This is a genomic window from Burkholderia ubonensis, assembly GCF_001718695.1.
Taxonomy (GTDB): domain Bacteria; phylum Pseudomonadota; class Gammaproteobacteria; order Burkholderiales; family Burkholderiaceae; genus Burkholderia; species Burkholderia ubonensis_B.
Genome location: NZ_CP013422.1, coordinates 1,689,996 through 1,709,228 on the forward strand (window position 1 = coordinate 1,689,996; position 19,233 = coordinate 1,709,228).

The window sequence follows — 19,233 nt, forward strand, 5'->3', positions numbered from 1 at the left end:
AGCACTGCATGTCACAAGGCCTCGCCGGAAACGGATGAGGCTTTTTTGTTTTGGTGCGCGTCATCCGCCCGGCTCAACGGATGGAGATGACGATGGACCAAGCAAGCCGGCTGTTTGTTCGTCCCGATCCGCGCCGCCCCGGCGCGATCGCATTGCCGAGAGTCGTGATTCATTTCGCCGTCGCGCCGCGCAAGACGCTGACGTGGCGCGCGCCGAACGACGCCGAGATCCGTTCGCACGACGCGCCGCTGTGGCTCACGCGCCAGACGAGCGTCGACGATTACTGGATCCGGCCCGGCGACGTGCTGCGCATCCCGCGCGGCGAACGCATCTGGCTCGGCACCTACGACGGCCGCCCCGCCGAAGCATCGATCACGACCGCATACGTGCGGCGCGGCGACCGCCTCGGACGCACGCTCGCGCGGGTGCGCGGCTGGCTCGCCGCAAGAGGGAGAAGGCGGGACTGACGCTGCGCTGCCGCGCAACGCGTTGACGCGGCGAACGACCGCGTCGGAAAACGAACGCAACCGCGGCGCAATCGGCCGCGGGTGCGCTTCGAGTGGCGCGGCGCGCCGCTGCGTACCGCGAGCGATCGCGCGCCGTGCGCAGCTTTCACATGCAATGCATGCGTCAGGTGCTGGCGGCGAGACGCGGACCCGTGCCGCGCGGACTGGACTCGATTTCAGGCCGTTGCGACGGCTGCGCGCTCACCCAAGGATCGATGCCCTGCCTCTGCACTTCCTCGAGAAAGGACACGCGCGTGCGCCAGTAATCCGCTTGTAATTTCGCATCGATGACGCGCTGCTCGGCCGCGAACAGTTCCATCCGCGCCGTGACGAGCATCGACGCAGCGGTTTTTTCCGGCGTGGGGGCGTGCCGCAACGCCCAACGACTGATCCAGTTCAACATGCTGACCTCCGTGATAACGGATGAACCCGCATCGGGCAATCGCAACCGGCCGCGCGCCTGCCCGAACGCGCAACGACCGTTACCGCACTTCGCCGCCTGGCCTGCACGGACTGCGACTCCCCCGCGTCGGCAGCGATCGGCCGGCGTGCGTGCACGATTCATCTATCCTAGGAACAGTTGGCGGTTAACGCGATGGGGTCTTGCACTCTTTTACACAGAAACCACAGTCGCGCGAGCGGCGCGAAATCGCAGTTGCGCACGCGCCGGCTTCGGAGCAGCATAGCCCGATGTCCGCCGCCGCCCGGCCTGCCGAACGGCCGGCGCGCGCAGTTGCCCGCCCGTTCGGGCGGGCGCGCCCTTGCAGGCGAACCCTCTCTACCGCACGGCGTCGTGCCGTCGCCGTCGTACCCGCCACCGAATCGTTTCCATCGTTTGCGCCCGGCCGCTTCGCCCGAACCGGTAAAATGCGCGCCGCCGTCGCGCGACGTGCATCTGCAACGTGCATCTGCGGCCGTCCGCGCGAACGCGCGCGATCGTGCCCCGCAACTATATCGTCCGACCTATCCCGGCTATTACAATCCGCCGATAGTCACGCAATAGTGGCTGGTTACAGTACGCCGGCCGCACCCGGCTGGCTGCGCAGCTACAAGAAATCAACGTAACAAGCAACACGACAAACCGACCGGAGAAACGCCTACATGGAATCCATCAAGCGGTATTTCGGCTTCGCTGAAGCCGGCACCGACTTCCGCACCGAAATACTCGCGGGCGTCACCACGTTCCTGACGATGGCTTACATCATCTTCGTCAACCCCGCGATTCTCGGTGACGCCGGCATGCCGAAGGAATCCGTGTTCGTCGCGACCTGCCTCGTCGCGGCGCTCGCGTCGATCATCATGGGGCTGTACGCGAACTATCCGATCGCGTGCGCGCCCGGCATGGGCCTCAACGCGTACTTCGCGTACACGGTCGTCAAGGGAATGGGCTTCACGTGGCAGGCCGCGCTCGGCGCGGTGTTCGTCTCCGGCTGCCTGTTCCTGCTCGTCACGCTGTTCCGCGTGCGCGAGGCGATCGTCAACGGCATCCCGAAATCGCTGCGCATCTCGATCACTGCCGGCATCGGCCTGTTCCTCGGCATCATCTCGCTGAAGACCTCGGGCGTGATCGTCGGCAGCCCGGCCACGCTCGTCACGCTCGGCGACCTGCACAAGCCGACCACGATCCTGTCGATCGTCGGCTTCTTCACGATCGTCACGCTCGACCACCTGCGCGTGCGCGGCGCGATCCTGATCGGCATCATCGGCGTCACGATCCTGTCGTTCTTCTTCGGCGGCAACGAATTCCACGGCGTGTTCTCCGCGCCGCCGTCGATCGATGCGACGCTGTTCAAGCTCGACATCGGCGCGGCGCTGTCGACCGGCGTGATCAACGTGATCCTGGTGTTCTTCCTCGTCGAGCTGTTCGATGCGACCGGCACGCTGATGGGCGTCGCGAACCGCGCGGGCCTGCTGGTCCACGGCAAGATGGACCGGCTCAACAAGGCGCTGCTCGCGGACAGCACCGCGATCGTCGCGGGCTCGGTGCTCGGCACGTCGTCGACCACCGCGTACATCGAGAGCGCATCCGGCGTGCAGGCCGGCGGGCGCACCGGCGTGACCGCGATCACCGTCGCCGTGCTGTTCCTCGCGTGCCTGTTCATCGCGCCGCTCGCGGGCGTCGTGCCGGGCTATGCGACCGCGCCGGCGCTGCTGTACGTGTCGTGCCTGATGCTGCGCGACATGGTCGACGTGCCGTGGGACGACGCGACCGAGGCCGTGCCGGCCGCGCTGACCGCGCTGCTGATGCCGTTCACGTACTCGATCGCGAACGGCGTCGCGTTCGGCTTCATCGCGTACGGCGGCCTCAAGCTGCTGACGGGCCAGGTGCGGCAGGTCAAGCCGATCGTGTGGATCATCGCCGCCGTGTTCCTGTTCCGCTTCTTCTATCTCGGCAGCGAATGAGCGTCGCGCAACCCGCCGCATAACGAAAAACGCCACCTGCCGGGTGGCGTTTTCACTGGTGCGCGGGCATCGGGTGGACGCGAGACGGCGACGGCAAGCCACCGGCGCGCCCGGGCGGCGCGCGCGGACTCGCCGACGGCCGGGCCCGCTGCGCTCAGCGGCGCCCGCTCGACACGCGCTCGGCGTTCAGCGCCCGTTCGCCTCGTAGAAGCGCACGTAGCCGCTGCGCAGCGTCACGCATTGCGCGCGCGTTTCCGACAGCAGACGCCGGGCCGCAGCCTCGATGCGGTCGCGGTGCATGTCGAACGCGCCGACCATGTCCTCGAAACGCGGGGATGCCGCGCCGAAGTGGTCTTCCAGCGCCTCCGCGGTGATGTGGCATTGGACGCGCTCGCCATTGACCAACGCCGGAAACGCAAGCATCAGTTCGCGTCCCGAATACTCGGGCGCCTCGTTCGGGAAATGGATCTGCATGGGAGCCGCCTCGACCGTCCGGTAGAAAATGAGTGACCGCGTACGTCGTCCGCTACCGGCCGGACGAAATGTTCGCGGGCTGGCCGGCAACGACACGGGCCGCGGCGTTTGGCGCGGACAATGCATGCCGGTTGCATTCACTTTAGACGGTTTGGCGCAGGAGGCAAATTTTGCGCGCGCGGCGTTCCGCCGCGGCTTTCGTCTGGCCAATCCAACGCCGGGCGAGCCGAATCAGGTCCGGCATCAATGGGGATCTTTCGGCCACACGTTGAGCGCGACCGCGGTCGTCGCGACGCCCAGCCCGATCGCCGCCGCGCCGAAGAGCAGCGCGTCCTGGATATCAAAGAGCAGGCCATGGATCGCCACACCGATGCCGCCCAGCATCACGAAGGTGGCGATGGCCGCCAGAATGACCCTCAGTTCCGTCCGAACCATGATGCGTCTCCCGAACGGATGCATGTCGCGGCGCATGCATGCTGCATTGCGGAACAAAGCGCGGCGTGATCCAATTTCATGATTGCATGCGCCCGCTTAAAAACAAGCAGAATTTGCCCGCAGTCGCGCATCTCGCGCGGCGCTTGTATGATGGAGCGTTCCTGCGTGACCGGCCTGCGCCGGACGTCGCGCGAGCGGGGAACGCACCCCGCCGGCGGCGGCAGATCAGCATGAGATCGGAGCGCGCCACCGCGCCCGCTCCGGTCACTGGAGACACGTCATGCCTCAATCTTCCGTGCTGCCCGCCACCACGGGCCGCACCGACCTGCTTGCGCAAGCGCACGTCCGCTCGACCGCGGTCGGCCTGCGCACGAGCGACCTCCCCGATTTCTCGCCGCTGTCGCGCGTCGCGCTGCGCGAACTGATCTCGACCCATCACTCGCTCTACACGCACGCGCGCCCGGTGATGGAAAACCTGCACGCGCAGATCGCCGACACGCAAAGCCTCGTGCTGCTGACCGATCCGGACGGCGTGATCCTGCACAGCATCGGCGACGCGGACTTCATCGAGAAAGCCAACCGCGTCGCACTGTGCCCGGGCGTGTCGTGGGCCGAAGGTGCGCGCGGCACCAATGCGATCGGCACCGCGCTCGCGTCGGGCCAGGCGCTCGCGGTGCACGGCGCCGAACATTTCCTGCGTGCGAACCGCATCCTCACCTGCTCGTGCGCGCCGATCGTCGATCCGTTCGGGCGCACGCTCGGCGCGCTCGACGTGAGCGGCGACCCGCGCGGCTTCAGCTCGCACACGCTGGCGCTCGTGCGCATGTCCGCGCAGCTGATCGAGAACCAGCTGTTTGCGAACCAGTGCGTGGAGGCGCTGCGCGTGCGCTTTCACGCGCACGAGGAATGCGTCGACTCGCTGTTCGCCGGGCTGGTCGCGCTCGGGCCCGACGGCGGGCTGATCGCCGCGAACCGCAGCGCGCAATTCCAGCTCGGCGCGCCGCTCGACGCGCTGCAGCACCAGGGTTGCGATGCGCTGTTCGGCCTGTCGTTCGGCCTGCTCGCGCAGCAGGCCGCCCGCGCGCCGGGCGCGACGTTCCGGCTGACGCTGGCGAGCGGCGTGCGCGTGCTCGCGCGCTGCGAATTCGCCGACGCGCAGAAAACGGCCGTCGCCGTCACGCCAGCCGCGCCGTCCGTCGCACGCGCCCCCGCGACCGATCCCGACGCGATCACGTTCGCGACGCTCGACACCGGCGACGCGCGCATGGCCGCGGTGCTCGAACGGGTCGCGAAGATCCGCGGGCGCGACCTGCCGCTCCTGATCCTCGGCCAAACCGGCACCGGCAAGGAGTGGCTCGCCCGCGCGCTGCACCATGCGTCGCCGCGCGCGGACGGCCCGTTCGTCGCGGTGAACTGCGCGGCGCTGCCCGATTCGCTGATCGAGGCCGAGCTGTTCGGCTACGAGGACGGCGCGTTCACCGGCGCGCGCAAGCGCGGCAGCCCCGGCAAGATCGCCCAGGCCGACGGCGGCACGCTGTTCCTCGACGAAATCGGCGACATGCCGCTTGCGCAGCAGGTGCGGCTGATGCGCGTGCTGCAGGAACGCGCGGTCATGCCGCTCGGCGGCGCGCGCGCGGTGCCGGTCGACGTGCGCGTGGTGTGCGCGACGCACCGCGACCTGCGCGCGATGATCGCCGACGGCACGTTCCGCGAGGACCTGTTCTACCGGATCAACGGGCTCGCGGTGACGCTGCCGCCGCTCGCGACGCGCACCGACCTGCCTGCGCTCGTCGAGCGGATTCTCGCGCGGCTCGCGCGCAGCGAACCGATGCCGCGCCGGATCGCGCCCGACGTGCTCGACGCGTTCACGCGCCATCGCTGGCCGGGCAACCTGCGGCAGATGACCAACGTGCTGCGCACCGCGGGCATGCTCGCCGACGACGAAGCGGAAATCGCGCTCGTGCATTTGCCGGACGACTTCTGGCTCGATTGCGAAGACGCGCCGGCGAGCTCGCCCGCGCCGGCCGGCACGCGCGCGGCAACGACGTTGCAGAGCCACCAGGCGGCGGTGATCGACGCGGTGCTCGCGCGCCACCGCGGCAACGTGTCGGCGACCGCGCGCGAGCTCGGGCTCGCGCGCAATACCGTGTACCGGCATCTGCGCCGGCACTGAGATCGCGGCCGGCGGCCTGCACGGCGCCGGCCGCGCGCGGCTTCGGGTATGCTTGGGCGCTCGCATCGCATTGCCGCCGCCTGCCGCCCGCCTTCACCATGACCGATTCCGAACGTCCTCCCCTCGTCCGCGTCGAACCGCTTGGCGTGAGCTTCGACGCGCCCGACGCGCTGACGCTGCTCGAAGCGGCCGCGTTCGCGAACGTGTCGCTGCCCCGCTCGTGCCGCAACGGCACATGCCGGACGTGTCTGTGCAGGATCGTCAGCGGCAGCGTGCGCTACACGATCGAGTGGCCCGGGCTGAGCCGCGAAGAGAAGGCCGACGGCTACACGCTGCCGTGCGTCGCGGTCGCGACGTCGGACGTCGTGATCGACGTACCCGACGCCCAAATGATCGAATGAGCGCGGCGCGCGGCCGTGTGCCGCGCCCGCCGCCGCGGCGGCTGCGTGGCATAATCCGCAGCATCGCCTTCCTCCATATGCCGCCGCGCATCGCATGCTGAGTCGTCGTCTCCGCAAGATCGTCAGTCTGATCGGGATGCTCGCCATCCTGATGACGACGCTCGCGCCGACGATCTCACAGGCGCTGACGACGCAACACCGCGTCGACGCGCTGCTCGCCGGTTACTGCACGGCCGGGCCGAGCGATGCCGACCACGGCGACGCTGCGTCGTCGAAGAGCCTGCAGGCCCATCTGCAGGCATGCGGCTATTGCAGCCTGCTCGCGCATACGCCGGCCCTGCCCGCGCCCGAACTGACGTTCGCGGCCAATCTTGCGCCGCTGCGGCACCGCGAAGCGACCCGCTTCGAGAGCCTGCCGCGCGCGCTGCCGCTCACCGTCGCGCAACCGCGCGCGCCACCGTCCGCCGCCTGAAGCACCGTCACCGCGCGTGATGCGTTGGCGCATCGCGCCGTCCGCCTGCGCGCGCCTCGTCGCGCGCGGCGCCAAAACGTTCCTGTTCGACCGTATTGCCTGCCCGCGGCATCGCGCCGTGCGCGCACGCCCGCTTGCGGCATGCGCGCGTGCGAACGCGCGCGGCGACGCGTCGAACGCATCGTTCTCCTCGTCATCTCCGATCGGATCAACCAACATGAAAATCACTTCGTTCGTTCGCGGCGCACTCGTCGTCGCCGGCTTCGTCATCGCGCAGGCTGCTCATGCGCACGCACACCCGAAAACCCTCGACCCCGCCGCCGATGCCACGCTGGCGAGCGCGCCGCACGAGGTCGCGATCGACTTCAGCGAAACGCTCGAACCCGCATTCAGCTCGATCGTGGTCACCGACAGCCACGGCCAGTCGGTCGCCGACGGGAAATCGACGGTCGACGCCGGCAACCGCAAGCGCATGCACGTCGCCCTCGCAAGCCTCGCGGCCGGCACGTACACGGTCGCGTGGGTCGCGGTGGCAAGCGACGGCCATCGCACGCAGGGCCGCTACACGTTCACGGTGAAGTGACGCCGACGATGCCCGCACGGCAACTTCCGATACCCGACAAGGAATGCACTCGATGAAACGCTCGATTCCCGCCAGCCTGCTGTTCGCCCTGCTCGCGCTGCAGGCGCCCGCCACCTTCGCCGCGTCGGCCGTCCAGGCCGATGGCTGCTGGATCCGCACGATGCCGGCGACGGTCCCGTCGTCCGGCTACTTCACGCTGAAGAACGACGGCGACAAGCCGGCCACGCTCACCGGCATCGACACGCCCGCATACGGGATGGCGATGATCCACGAAACGCTGACGGCCGGCAGCTCCGCGAAGATGGTCCACGTCGACGCGGTCGAGGTGCCCGCGCACGGCACGGTCACGTTCAAGCCGAAGAGCTATCACGTGATGCTCGAGGACGCGCGCAAGCCGGTCGCGCCCGGTGCGAAGGTGCCGCTCGCGCTGCACTTCGCCGACGGCTCGACGGTGTCCGTGACCTGCGACGCGAAGGCGCCGTCGTACACCGGCCAGTAACGCCCTATTTCCCGCCCGAAGGAGACCAACATGAGCCACCAACGCCCGACGCTCGCCGACCGGATCGTCCGCTACCGGACGCCGCTGAATCTCGCCGTGCTGATCGTCTGCGGTTTATGGGCGGCGTGGGTCGCGTGGATCACGCGGCCGGCCGCGATCGATTCGCCTGCGTCGATCGTCGCATCCTGCGTGCGCGACACGCGTTGACGCGATGCGCCGGGGTGAGCCGCGCGCAGCCGTGGCATCATGCAGCGATTCACCCCGACCGCAGACCCCGCCTTCCGGAGCGCCGCATGTCCGTTCAGACCTGGATGTTGTTTGCCGCCGCCTATCTCGCGACCACGCTGTCGCCCGGCCCCAACGTGCTGCTGGTGATCCGCAATACGGTGCGCTACGGCTCGCGCGGCACGGCAGCCACGATCGCCGGCAATCTCGTCGCGCAGGGCGCGGTGGTCGGGCTGGTCGCGCTCGGCGTGGGCGCGGTGCTGGCCGCGATGCCGCCGCTGTTCGTCGCGATGAAAGTCGTCGGCGCCGCGTACCTGATCTTCATCGGCATCCGGCAACTGCGCGGCGATCGCCACCGGCGCGCGCCGGACAGCGGCGCGACAAGCGTCGAACCGGATCGCAGCAAGCTGTTCCGTGAAGCGCTGTTCGTGTCGGGCAGCAATCCGAAGACGATGATCTTCCTGTCCGCGTTCATGCCGCAGTTCATCTCGCACGATCAGCCGCTCGCGATGCAGTTCGTCGCGATGTACGCGACGATCGCATGCACCGTCATCGTCGTGCACAGCCTCTATTCGTTCGGCGTGCGCCGGCTTCATCGCGGCTTCGGCGTCAGCCCGTGGCTGCGCGCGGCCAAGCGCGCGAGCGGGCTGCTGTTCGTCGCGCTCGGGATCAAGCTGCTGACGGCGCGGCAAGCTTAAGCGCGAACGCCCGCGCGGGCACCGCGCGCACGACACCGTCAGTCCATCGTTGCAGCCAGCGCGGCGACGATCTGCTCGAACGACGGCCGCGCGTCGACCTCGTCGTTCACGCACGCAGCGGCCAGCGCGCCGAGGGCTTGCGCGGCGGCCCAGGCACGCGGCTCGCATCGCTCCAGCAACTCGCGCAGCAAGTAACCGAACGCGCGGACTTCCAGCCGCTCGAACCGCGCCGCGCGCACGCGGTCGTTCACGTCGTAGAGCGACGCCGCGCCGAAATCGCCGAGCAGCGCGCCGCCTGCCCCGTCGTGCAGGATGTTGTGCGCGTACAGATCGCCATGCAGGATGCCGCGCTCATGCAGATGCGCGGCGACCGACGCGATGCCGTGTGCGAGCCGCGCTGCGTCGGCCGGCGCGAAGCGCGCATCGGCCGCATAGACGTCGCGCGTACACGATGCGAAGCTCGGCGGCCCGGCGAGATTCGTCAGCGCCGGATCGACCAGCTCCATCACGAGGCCGTGCGCGCCGTCCGGATGACCGCGCAGCTTGCCGATCACCGGGATCAGGTTCGGGTGCTGGCCGGCGTGGATGCAGGCCGCCATCTCGCAGTCCGGCAGCCCGTCGCTCGTCATCGCGCCCTTGAACAGCTTCACCGCGACCGCGCGCGTCGCGCGGCCCTCCGCACGCCACTGCGCGCGGTAGATCACGCCGGACGCGCCTTCGCCGAGCCGGTGTTCGCATGCGAGCGACGCCCAATCGATCTCGGCCACGCCGGGCTCGGCAGACGCGGCGGCCTCCGGGCCCGCGCCGAGCGGATTGCCGGCGGCCGCGAGCCAAGAAAGGCGCGGCAGGCGCAACAGCCAGTCCGGCAGCGCGTCGAGCCGGTTCGCGGACAGACGCACCAGCTCGAGCGCACGGCACGCCGCCAATTCGGCCGGCAGCGTGCGCAGGCGGTTGCCGGCGAGCATCAGTTTCTGCAGATGGGCGCAGTTGCCGATTTCCGCGGGCAGCGTGTCGACTTCGTTGTCGGTCAGGATCAGCCAGCGAAGCAGGGGCGGAAGCGAATCGCCGGGAACCGTGCGGATGCGGTTCGCCTTGAAGCCGATCATGCTCAACTGCGGGCATGCGCCGAGTACTTCGGGCAATTCGGTGAAGCGGTTGTCCGACGCGAACAGGATGCGCAGTCTGCTGAGGCGCGGCAGGTCGTCCGGCAGCGTCGACAGCGCGTTGCCGGTCAGGTCGAGGGTTTCCAGCGTGTCGGCCAGATCGAAGATCTCACGGGGGAATTCGGTCAGGCCGCAGGCGAGCTTGAGTTCTCGGGCGCCGGACAACTGGCCGGATTGAAGTCGTTCGAGGGTGGTCGTCACGGGAAGAAGCGGGTACGGATGCGATGTTGGGCCGGGCGGACCGACGGATTTTACCGGGATCGCGCACGCCGCCGGCGCAATCGCGTCATACCCCCTTCACAAACGCGCAATGTGACGCTAGAATTGCGCCCCTTGCAGTACCGAAGTGCCGACGTGGTGAAATTGGTAGACACGCTATCTTGAGGGGGTAGTGGCGAAAGCTGTGCGAGTTCGAGTCTCGCCGTCGGCACCAGATACGGTTTTCATCGACCGTGTTTCGGGCATAGGAAAGAAACCGCGACAGCGCAACGCTTCGCGGTTTTTTTATTGGGCGCGCACAACGCGCGGATCGCTCGGCCGCAGCAATCGACGGCAGCGAGCATGCCACGACATCGTTGGCCGATCCCGCTCGGCTCCCCGGCGAGCGATGCTCCCCTCCCCACGCCGTTCCGCTCGGCGCCACAAAACGGACGATCGACCGATGGACGCCATGATCCGACATGGCGATACTTGACCGTCCATCGGCGCGATCCTTGCCGACGATCGACCAACCCAGCGTCGACATGCCGGCCCAGCAGGACCGACGTGCGCCGCCTGCTGCAATTGCGTTCGTACCTCGGGGAGCCCGTTGGATGACGATGCATCCGGAAAGCCCGATCGCCGCCGAACAACTGAAGCTCGTCTACGGCATCGTGACCCTGAGCGTGTGCGGCGGAACGCTGCTGGCCGCGACACTCGTCGTTTCGCTGGAGCGCCTCGGGCGCGTCGATCCGCTGGCCGGCGCCGCGTGGCTGTCGTACATCGTCGCGTGCTCGACGGCGCACGCGTGCCTCGCGTGGCGCTACCACCGCTCGGCCAACCGCGACACGCGCAGATCGCGCTGGGCGGCAGGATTCGTCGCCTGCAGCACGGCGGCCGGGATCGGCTGGGGGTGGTCGTCGATCGAACTGGCGAAGGGACGCGGGTTCGAGGTCGAGAGCCTCGCGGTCACCGCCACGCTCGGGGTAGTGGCCGGCGCCGTGCCGGTCTTCGGCACGTATCTTCCGGCGTTCCTCGCGTTCCTGTTGCCGGCCACCGTCCCATACGTCGTCGCCGCCGCGCTGTCCGACAATCGCGTGCAGCAGGCGACGGCGCCGATGATGTTCCTGTTCGTCTGCGTGATTGCCTATCTCGGCCTGCTCGCCAACCGAAGCGCGGCGCAGAACATTCGCCTGCGCTTTCGTGCGGAACAGCTCGCCCGCGATCTGCGCGCGCGCAACCGGACCGCGAAGCGGCTCGCGGACGACCTGCTGCGCCAGAAGCAGATCGCCGAAGAAGCCAATCTCGCCAAATCGCGCTTTCTCGCCGCCGCGAGCCACGATCTTCGTCAGCCGTCCCACGCGCTGAGCCTGCTGGTCGGCGCGTTGCGCGGCACGAAGACCGACGCGGAGCGGGCGCAGATACTCGTGCAGATCGAGCGTTCGACCGATGCGCTCGACTCGCTGTTCGGCGCGCTGCTCGACGTGTCGCGGCTCGATGCCGGCGTGGTGGACGTGCATCGCAGGCCGGTGCACGTCGACGCGGTGCTCGAACACGCATGCACCGATCACATGCTCGACGCGGCGGCGAAAAACCTGACGCTGACGCGCGTCCCGTGCCGCGCGATCGTCGATACCGATCCGGTGCTGCTCGAGCGCATCGTGCGCAACCTCGTGTCCAACGCGGTGCGCTACACGGATGCCGGCCGGATCGTGGTCGGCTGCCGACGACGCGGCGCACGCGTCGCGATCCAGGTATGGGACACCGGACGCGGGATCGCCGCCGACCAGCTCGAGCTGGTGTTCCAGGAGTATTACCAGGTCGGCAACCCGGAGCGCGACCGCGCAAACGGCCTCGGGCTAGGGCTCGCGATCGTGCGACGGCTGGCCGACCTGCTCGAATGCGAGCTGAAGGTGCGCTCGGCGCCCGGCCGCGGATCGTGCTTCGAAGTGTGGGTGAGCCGCTGCGATCACGCTGCTGCGCAAGCCGACGCATCGGCCGAACCCGCCGACGACGTGTCGCATCACTCGGGGCTCGTCGTCGTCGTGGACGACGAGCTCGCGATCCGCGACGGCATGGCCAGACTGCTCGAACTGTGGGGCTATGAAACGATCGTCTCGGACAGCGGCGACGCTGCGATCGAACGCTTGTCGGCATGCGCGCGCCGCCCCGACCTGCTCGTCTGCGACTTCCGCCTGCGCGGCGCCGAAAACGGGCTGACGGTGATCGAGCGGCTGCGCAGCGAATACAACGACGACATCCCCGCGCTGCTGATCAGCGGCGACACGGCCGCCGACCGCCTCGCCGAAGCCCATGCGAGCCATTGCCTGCTGCTGCACAAGCCGATCCCGAACGGCAAGCTGCGCGCGGCGATCGGCAACCTGATCGCGGCCGGCGTGCGCGCGCGGAGCGGCGAACCGGAGTGAGCCGAACCGCGCGCCGTCGCATCGATGACGCCGGGCACACTCAGGCGCGGCACGCAGATCGATCGAACGACGCGAGTTCGCTCCTCTCGATCCTCAGCGTCATCGACAGCGATGCATTCGCATCGGCCGGGTCGCCCGTCATGCCGAGCCGGAACGTCGCGGTCGCGCAATCCGCCAGCAGTCGTTGCAGCGACAACCACAAGTACGACACGTTCGACTCCCACACTGCGTCACCCGAATCACGAATCCTCGGCATCCGCGCCAAATTGCAGTTCGAATCCGCGCAATCCGGCGGTCCGCCCATCCGGCGATCCGGCCATTGCCGCGATTCTGTTTGGTTGTCGGCGCATCGAATTTGGCCTGCACCGGGACGCCACCACGCAGCGACGATCGCCGGGGATTGGTTACCGGCGCGAGTCAGTCGCGGCGATTCATGCGGCAATGTAAATACGATGTCGCCGCAACGATCGACGTCGCCGAAACAGGCGCGTTGCACGCGCACGATTGCCTGTAAGATCGCACGGCGGAACGCGACCACGACCAGCCATCCGGGCCTTGCACGCAACCTCGGGCCTCGTTCAACCGGCAGCTTTTCCTCCCTTCGGCATCGCGGATTCTCATGAAGATTCTCATCGTCGACGATCATCCGATTCTGCGCGACGGCGTAGCCGCATTGCTGCGTCAAAACGGCGAAGACGTAACGGTCGCGCAAGCCGGCAACGCCGACGATGCGATGCGGATGCTCGATCAATCCGCCGATTTCGACGCGATCGTGCTCGACCTGAAGCTGCCGGGAATGAACGGCCTCGATGCGATCTCCGCGTTTGCCGGCAAGTGCCCGCAACTGCAGATCATCGTGCTGTCCACGTCCGAGGATGCGGCCGACGTGCGGGCCGCCTTCGCGCGCGGCGCGCTCGGCTACGTGCCGAAATCGGCGGGGCCGCATACGGTGCTGTCGGCGATCAGGATGGTGCTCGACGGCGAGCGCTACGTGCCGCCGCTGATGCTCGACGATTCGTCGTCGGCCGCACCGGGCAGCCCGCGTCCTGCGCCGGCGACGCGCAGCGCCGGGCCGCTCACGCAGCGCCAGATCGAGGTGCTGCGATACGTTGCAGAAGGCGTGCCCAACAAGGTGATCGCGGATCGCCTCAATCTGTCCGAGAAGACGGTCAAGGCGCACGTCACGGCGATCTTCAAGGCGCTCAATGTGCTGAACCGTACCCAGGCGGCAGCGGCCGCGCGCAAGGCCGGGCTGCTGTGAGCCGGGATGGGCAGCTCGCGCACGCGCGACAAGCGCCGCGAGATCCGATCGCACCATGTACGCCCCGATGCGGCGGCCGGATTTGCCGGCACACCCGCGCCGGATGGCCTGACGCGCGATGTGCTTGTCGGCGCGCGCCGAGGCCAACATTCGGCACCGACGCGATTCGGCCGCACGTCGCGACGATGATGCACGCGTATGCCGAAACCTGCGGTCCGTGCGGCGCCGCGTGACGGCGTTGCGCCGCGCGGCTACCGCATCAGATTGGTACGCACCTGCGGCATCGTCGCCGTCGCCGCGCCGGTCGCCTGAATCGTTCCCGACGGCGATGCGCCGACCGGCGCGACCAGCGCAACGCCGTCGAGCGTGTTGCCGGCCACGACGATCCGGCCGGCCGGGCAGCCGCGCGACAGCAACGACACCGGCGCTTGCGCGATCGACGCGAACGCGTTGTTTGCCGCCTCGAACGCGCACACGTTCCCCAGCGCGCGGAACCCGGTGTAGCCGGACCCGGTCACGCGATTGCGCGTGACGACGACGTACGACACCGTGCCCGACCACGTATCGAGCTCGAGTGCGCCCTGTTGCGTCGGCAACAGTCCGTTGTCGACGTTCGCGTTCTGGACGTTCGACACGACGTTGTTGTCGACGACGACGTTCGAGACGCCGTAGGTGCGCCAGCTGTCCTCCTGCGCGACCAGAATGCCGGCCGCCTTCTGCACGCCGTCGACCGTATTGTTCGAGATCGTCACCGCCTGGCCGCCGACGACGGCGATTCCGCGCCCCCAGTAGTTTCCCGATACGGTGTTGTGGTCGATCAGCACGTTGTTGCTCACGCGGCCGTCGGACAGATAGCTGACGACGGCGATCAGGTCGTCGCCGGTGCCCGTCACCGTGTTGCCCTGCACCAGCACGTTGGCTGCGCCGTCGGTCATGTGGATGCCGTCGGCAAGCGTCGCGCGCACCGTATTGCCGACGATCGCGACGTTGCGGCCGCCGAACACGAAGATGCCCGCGCTCGCGCCGCCCTGCACCGTCACGCCGAGCACCTGAACGCCGGTGCCGGTCACTTCGACCTTGGTCGACGCCGGTGTCGCGAGGCGCGTCGTGCCGGCGCCGATCAGCGTGACGCCGACCAGCGTCGAATCGGCGCCGCTCATCACGATCGTCTGGTCGGCCGGATTCGTCGCCGCGAGCGTCGCGCCGTAGCCCGACACGACGACACCCGACATCGCAACCGACAGCGACCGGCTGACCGTATAGCGTCCCGGCGAAAGTATCAGCGTTTGCCCGGCCTGCAATGCATTGAGCGCCGTCTGCAGCGCGTCGGCCTGGTCGCTGCCGTCGACGGCCGGCTTGACGATCACGGGCGGCAGCGTAGCCGATGCGGCCGGTCGCACGCGCGATGCGCGGGATGGGTGGAACGCGTGCGACGGCGCGGTATACGTGAGCGTCGCCGCGTGGACCGGAACCGGCGCATGGCCGGCGCTGCATGCCAGCGCGGCGAGCGCGGCACTGACGATCCGAAGTGACCTGTTCATGCTGACCCCTCGTTGCCCATCCGCCCGCAGCGGCATCCGATGCGGCGGCATCCGGCCCGATGAGGTCGGCGGTCGACGGCGAGCCGGCGCGACCGAGGTCGGCCAGCGGGACGGAACGGGTTCGTGCGAAAACAGTTGGGTGGCGCATCGCTTGACGTCGTCACCCGCGCTTCCACCGAAACAGGCGCGCTCCCCCCGAACGCGGCCCGATGGTCGACGGTCCCCGGTAGCCAGCTACCGTCGAACGACGTGCGAAGGCCGTTGCATGAGCGACGCGGGATGGTGGGCGGCCCTGTCGACCCGCGCATCGGGTCGCTCGATTCGAAGTCTATTTCGCGATCGACGCGTGTAAATGCGACAGAAGGCGCGCGACGTCGTAAGACGGTCGCGGGGCAGCAGCGCGCCTGCACGCGACCGAACTTACGACCCGCGATGCAGAAAGCCGCACTGCGGGCACGCGCATCATCGGTTCTGACGGGAGTTGCGCTGCGACGCACCGTAACGGCATGCGCCACGTCATCCGCCGCGAGTCACAACAGCGGCAACACCGCGCGTATGTGCTCGGCGAACACCGCCGTCAGATGCGACGGCCGCTTCCGGTCGAAGCGCAGCGTGATGCCCACCGCCGGCAGCGGCGGCAGCCCGCGATCGGCGGCGAGGATCGCGAGGTCGGCGGGCACCGCCGTTTGCGTCATCACCGCGATCGCCTGCCCGGAGCGCACCAGCGCAATCAGCCCCGCGAGGCTGCTGCTCGCATAGGCGACGCGGTAATCGCGCCCGGCGCGCGCCAGCGCGTCGCACGCCGCGATGTGATCGAGCGTGTCGGGATCGGAAAGCGCGAGCGGCAGCCGCTCGAACTGCGCGGTATCGAGCCCCGGATAGCCGATCCACACCAGCTGCTCGCGGCGGATGAAATCGTCGGTTGCCGCCTCGTCGGGCACCGAGATCATCGCGAGATCGACGGCGCGCTTGTCGAGCTGTTCGAGCAGCCGCGGCGTCGGCCCGCACACGACCTCGACGATCGCGTGCGGATGATGGCTCGAGAACTGCCGCAGCAGCGACGGCAGCCACACCTGCGCGTAATCGTCCGGGCACCCGAAGCGGATCGTCCCCGACAGACCCGTACCGCACAGATCGGCCAGCGCCTCGTCGTGCTGCCGCAGGATGCGCTGCGCATGCAGCAGCAGCCGCTCGCCGGGATGCGTGAGCACCACGCCGCGTCCGGTGCGCTGGAACAGCGGCTGGTCGACGCTCTCCTCGAGCCGCCGCATCTGCTGGCTGAGCGCGGACTGCGTGCGGCCGACCCGCGCCGCCGCGCGGCTGAGCGAGCGCACTTCGGCGATCACGACGAACGAGCGCAGCAGATCGATGTCGAGCGAACGTGCCAAGGTATTAGCTCCTTTTCTACCTTGCATAAGAACTATTCGTTTCCATCAAAACAGAGCGGCGCCTAGACTGCAAGCATTCCCTGCCCCTCGCCTGGAGAAAACGATGTCCGCAAACGACGACGCAACGTTCTGGCACAACGCGACGCATCACCTGATCCGCTACGGCGGCACGTTCGAGCCGCTCATCGTCGAGCGTGCGCAGGGCAGCTTCGTCTACGACGCGGACGGCCGCGCGATCCTCGACTTCACGTCGGGCCAGATGAGCGCGGTGCTCGGGCACTGCCATCCGGACATCGTCGCGGTCATCGCCGAATACGCCGGCAAGCTCGATCACCTGTTCAGCGGGATGCTGTCGCGGCCGGTCGTCGAGCTCGCGACGCGCCTCGCCGACCTCACGCCGCCGGGCCTCGATCGCGCGCTGCTGCTGAGCACCGGCGCGGAATCGAACGAAGCGGCGATCCGGATGGCGAAGCTCGTCACCGGCAAGTACGAGATCGTCGGCTTCGCGCAGTCGTGGCATGGGATGACGGGCGCGGCGGCGTCCGCCACCTACAGCGCGGGCCGCAGGGGCGTCGGCCCGGCGGCCGTGGGCTCGTTCGCGATTCCGGCGCCGTTCGCGTACCGGCCGCGCTTCGAGCGCAACGGCGCGTACGACTACCTTGCCGAGCTCGACTACGCGTTCGATCTGATCGATCGCCAGTCCAGCGGCAATCTCGCCGCGTTCATCGCGGAGCCGATCCTCAGCTCGGGCGGCATCATCGAGCTGCCGGACGGCTACATGGCGGCGCTCAAGCGCAAGTGCGACGAGCGCGGGATGCTGCTGATCCTCGACGAAGCGCAGACGGGCGTGGGCCGCACCGGCACGATGTTCGCGTGCCAGCGCGACGGCGTGACGCCCGACATCCTGACGCTGTCGAAGACGCTCGGCGCCGGGCTGCCGCTCGCGGCCGTCGTGACGTCCGCGCAGATCGAGGAGCGCGCGCACGCGCTCGGCTACCTGTTCTACACGACCCACGTGTCGGACCCGCTGCCGGCCGCGGTCGGCCTGCGCGTGCTCGACGTGGTGCAGCGCGACGGCCTCGTGCAACGCGCGAACCTGATGGGCGAGCGGCTGCGGCGCGGGCTGCTCGACCTGATGGAGCGCTTCGAATGCATCGGCGACGTGCGCGGACGCGGGTTGCTGCTCGGCGTCGAGATCGTCAAGGATCGCCGCACGAAGGAGCCGGCCGATGGCCTCGGCGCGAAGATCACGCGCGAATGCATGAAGCTCGGGCTCAGCATGAACATCGTGCAGCTGCCGGGGATGGGCGGCGTGTTCCGGATCGCGCCGCCGCTCACGGTCAGCGAAGCCGAAATCGATCTCGGGCTGTCGCTGCTCGAACAGGCGATCGCGCGCGCGCTGTAACGCCGTCGCGTGCGCCGGCGCCGCACGGACCCTCCGCGATCTGCGTACACTATCCGCCGGGCAACGACGGGCAGCGAGGCGAGCGATGGGACGCGCAGCGGATGACGGCGGCACGCACGAGCACTGGCTCGTCGCGCGCCGCGATCCTGAAACGGGGATCGAAAGCCTGCGCGCGCATTTCAGCGGCCACGCATACGACCCGCACGATCACGACGACATGCTGATCGGCTTCACCGAACAGGGCGTGCAGCGGTTCCAGTGTCATCGGTCGCTGCATACCAGCGTGCCGGGCCGCGCGATCCTGATCGAGCCCGGTGCGACGCACGACGGCCATGCGCCGGAAGCCGGCGGCTTCACGTATTCGATGCTGTACCTGCCGCAGGCATGGGTCGAGCGTGCGGCGCGCCGCATCGATCTTCCAGGCCTGAGCGGCGTCGAAGCCGCGTTCGGCCATACGCTGGTCGACGATCGCGCGCTCGTCGAGGCGATCCGCGACGCCTTCGTCGCGCTGCACGGCAACGAAGGCAAGCTCGCGCGCGACCAGACGCTCGACCGTCTGCTCACGCGGCTCGGCGGCCAGCTGCGCGCGTCGTCGCCGACCGGCGTCGGCGGCCGCGACGTGCCGCCCGCGATCGCGCGCGTGCGCGAGCTGCTGCACATGCGAATGGACGGCAACCCGGGGCTCGACGAACTCGCCGAACTCGCTGGCGTCGATCGCTTCCGGCTCACGCGGCTGTTCCAGCGGGCCTACGGCACGTCGCCGCACGCGTATCTGGTGCGCCTGCGGCTGCGCGCCGCGCGGCGGCTGCTCGCGGCCGGCCGCACGCCCGCGCAGGCCGCCGCGGACGTCGGTTTCGCCGACCAGAGCCACCTCGGCCGCTGGTTCCGCCGCGCGTACCGGATGACGCCGGCCGCGTATCGGCGGATCTGCACAAACGTTCCAGACTGAACGCGCGCGGCGTCCGATCATGAGCGCTTCAAC

General features: G+C 68.8%; 20 protein-coding genes and 1 tRNA gene. 14 read left to right on the forward strand and 7 right to left on the reverse strand.

Annotated features, from left to right (window positions below; all coding sequences use genetic code 11):
* Window positions 1-92: 92 nt before the first annotated feature.
* The gene (locus WJ35_RS27100) at window positions 93-467 is read left to right on the forward strand and encodes a DUF2917 domain-containing protein (RefSeq protein WP_069240654.1); all 375 of its coding nucleotides are present in this window, start codon (window positions 93-95) and stop codon (window positions 465-467) included.
* A 163-nt stretch (window positions 468-630) separates the two neighbouring features.
* Here WJ35_RS27100 and WJ35_RS27105 read toward each other — a convergent pair whose 3' ends face one another.
* Complete coding sequence (locus tag WJ35_RS27105) at window positions 631-909, reverse strand: hypothetical protein (RefSeq protein ID WP_069240420.1); 279 nt, start codon at window positions 907-909, stop codon at window positions 631-633.
* A gap of 698 nt (window positions 910-1,607) precedes the next feature.
* On the opposite strand from WJ35_RS27105, the gene WJ35_RS27110 reads away from it, so the two are divergent.
* Complete coding sequence (locus tag WJ35_RS27110) at window positions 1,608-2,909, forward strand: NCS2 family permease (protein ID WP_060232885.1); 1,302 nt, start codon at window positions 1,608-1,610, stop codon at window positions 2,907-2,909.
* 186 nt (window positions 2,910-3,095) lie between these two features.
* Here the strand turns inward: WJ35_RS27110 and WJ35_RS27115 are convergent, their stop codons facing one another.
* On the reverse strand, window positions 3,096-3,383 hold the full coding sequence (locus WJ35_RS27115; RefSeq protein ID WP_045563807.1) for a DUF1488 domain-containing protein: 288 nt from the start codon (window positions 3,381-3,383) through the stop codon (window positions 3,096-3,098).
* Between the two features lie 243 nt (window positions 3,384-3,626).
* Window positions 3,627-3,854: a DUF2964 family protein gene (locus WJ35_RS27120; RefSeq protein WP_080434816.1), complete on the reverse strand. Its 228-nt coding sequence runs from the start codon at window positions 3,852-3,854 to the stop codon at window positions 3,627-3,629.
* A gap of 244 nt (window positions 3,855-4,098) precedes the next feature.
* Here WJ35_RS27120 and WJ35_RS27125 point away from each other — a divergent pair, with 244 nt between their 5' ends.
* From WJ35_RS27125 to WJ35_RS27150, 7 genes are all read left to right on the forward strand, one after another.
* Window positions 4,099-5,991: a sigma-54-dependent Fis family transcriptional regulator gene (locus WJ35_RS27125; RefSeq protein WP_069240421.1), complete on the forward strand. Its 1,893-nt coding sequence runs from the start codon at window positions 4,099-4,101 to the stop codon at window positions 5,989-5,991.
* A gap of 98 nt (window positions 5,992-6,089) precedes the next feature.
* Window positions 6,090-6,392, forward strand: a complete 303-nt coding sequence (locus WJ35_RS27130) for a 2Fe-2S iron-sulfur cluster-binding protein (RefSeq protein ID WP_069240422.1) — start codon at window positions 6,090-6,092, stop codon at window positions 6,390-6,392.
* Window positions 6,393-6,486: 94 nt separating this feature from the next.
* Window positions 6,487-6,864 carry a DUF2946 domain-containing protein gene (locus tag WJ35_RS27135; protein ID WP_034195468.1) on the forward strand — a complete coding sequence of 126 codons (378 nt, stop codon included), beginning with the start codon at window positions 6,487-6,489 and terminating at the stop codon, window positions 6,862-6,864.
* Between the two features lie 217 nt (window positions 6,865-7,081).
* Window positions 7,082-7,447, forward strand: coding sequence for a copper homeostasis periplasmic binding protein CopC (gene copC / locus WJ35_RS27140; RefSeq protein WP_011880709.1), 366 nt, complete (start codon window positions 7,082-7,084; stop codon window positions 7,445-7,447).
* Window positions 7,448-7,499: 52 nt separating this feature from the next.
* Window positions 7,500-7,946: a copper chaperone PCu(A)C gene (locus WJ35_RS27145; protein ID WP_011880710.1), complete on the forward strand. Its 447-nt coding sequence runs from the start codon at window positions 7,500-7,502 to the stop codon at window positions 7,944-7,946.
* A gap of 30 nt (window positions 7,947-7,976) precedes the next feature.
* On the forward strand, window positions 7,977-8,153 hold the full coding sequence (locus WJ35_RS31955) for a hypothetical protein (protein ID WP_011880711.1): 177 nt from the start codon (window positions 7,977-7,979) through the stop codon (window positions 8,151-8,153).
* Window positions 8,154-8,239: 86 nt separating this feature from the next.
* Window positions 8,240-8,869, forward strand: coding sequence for a LysE family translocator (locus tag WJ35_RS27150; protein WP_069240423.1), 630 nt, complete (start codon window positions 8,240-8,242; stop codon window positions 8,867-8,869).
* 38 nt (window positions 8,870-8,907) lie between these two features.
* Here WJ35_RS27150 and WJ35_RS27155 read toward each other — a convergent pair whose 3' ends face one another.
* Window positions 8,908-10,233 carry a leucine-rich repeat-containing protein kinase family protein gene (locus WJ35_RS27155; RefSeq protein WP_069240424.1) on the reverse strand — a complete coding sequence of 442 codons (1,326 nt, stop codon included), beginning with the start codon at window positions 10,231-10,233 and terminating at the stop codon, window positions 8,908-8,910.
* Between the two features lie 147 nt (window positions 10,234-10,380).
* Here WJ35_RS27155 and WJ35_RS27160 point away from each other — a divergent pair.
* A tRNA-Leu gene (locus WJ35_RS27160) sits at window positions 10,381-10,465 on the forward strand.
* Between the two features lie 379 nt (window positions 10,466-10,844).
* Window positions 10,845-12,656, forward strand: a complete 1,812-nt coding sequence (locus WJ35_RS27165; protein WP_011880714.1) for a hybrid sensor histidine kinase/response regulator — start codon at window positions 10,845-10,847, stop codon at window positions 12,654-12,656.
* Window positions 12,657-12,696: 40 nt separating this feature from the next.
* Here the strand turns inward: WJ35_RS27165 and WJ35_RS31660 are convergent, their stop codons facing one another.
* Window positions 12,697-13,407, reverse strand: coding sequence for a hypothetical protein (locus WJ35_RS31660; RefSeq protein WP_230459765.1), 711 nt, complete (start codon window positions 13,405-13,407; stop codon window positions 12,697-12,699).
* Here WJ35_RS31660 and WJ35_RS27175 point away from each other — a divergent pair.
* Entirely contained in the window at window positions 13,330-13,917 is a 588-nt protein-coding gene (locus tag WJ35_RS27175) for a response regulator transcription factor (protein WP_230459757.1), read from the forward strand. The genes WJ35_RS31660 and WJ35_RS27175 overlap by 78 nt on opposite strands.
* A gap of 251 nt (window positions 13,918-14,168) precedes the next feature.
* Here the strand turns inward: WJ35_RS27175 and WJ35_RS27180 are convergent, their stop codons facing one another.
* Both WJ35_RS27180 and WJ35_RS27185 read right to left on the reverse strand, forming a co-directional pair.
* Window positions 14,169-15,458 carry a right-handed parallel beta-helix repeat-containing protein gene (locus tag WJ35_RS27180; protein WP_059568722.1) on the reverse strand — a complete coding sequence of 430 codons (1,290 nt, stop codon included), beginning with the start codon at window positions 15,456-15,458 and terminating at the stop codon, window positions 14,169-14,171.
* Between the two features lie 530 nt (window positions 15,459-15,988).
* Window positions 15,989-16,873: a LysR family transcriptional regulator gene (locus tag WJ35_RS27185; RefSeq protein ID WP_175658061.1), complete on the reverse strand. Its 885-nt coding sequence runs from the start codon at window positions 16,871-16,873 to the stop codon at window positions 15,989-15,991.
* A gap of 76 nt (window positions 16,874-16,949) precedes the next feature.
* Between WJ35_RS27185 and WJ35_RS27190 the strand changes: the two genes are divergently transcribed.
* The gene (locus WJ35_RS27190) at window positions 16,950-18,251 is read left to right on the forward strand and encodes an aspartate aminotransferase family protein (protein WP_034195474.1); all 1,302 of its coding nucleotides are present in this window, start codon (window positions 16,950-16,952) and stop codon (window positions 18,249-18,251) included.
* A gap of 85 nt (window positions 18,252-18,336) precedes the next feature.
* Window positions 18,337-19,200: an AraC family transcriptional regulator gene (locus WJ35_RS27195; protein ID WP_011880719.1), complete on the forward strand. Its 864-nt coding sequence runs from the start codon at window positions 18,337-18,339 to the stop codon at window positions 19,198-19,200.
* Window positions 19,201-19,233 lie beyond the last annotated feature (33 nt).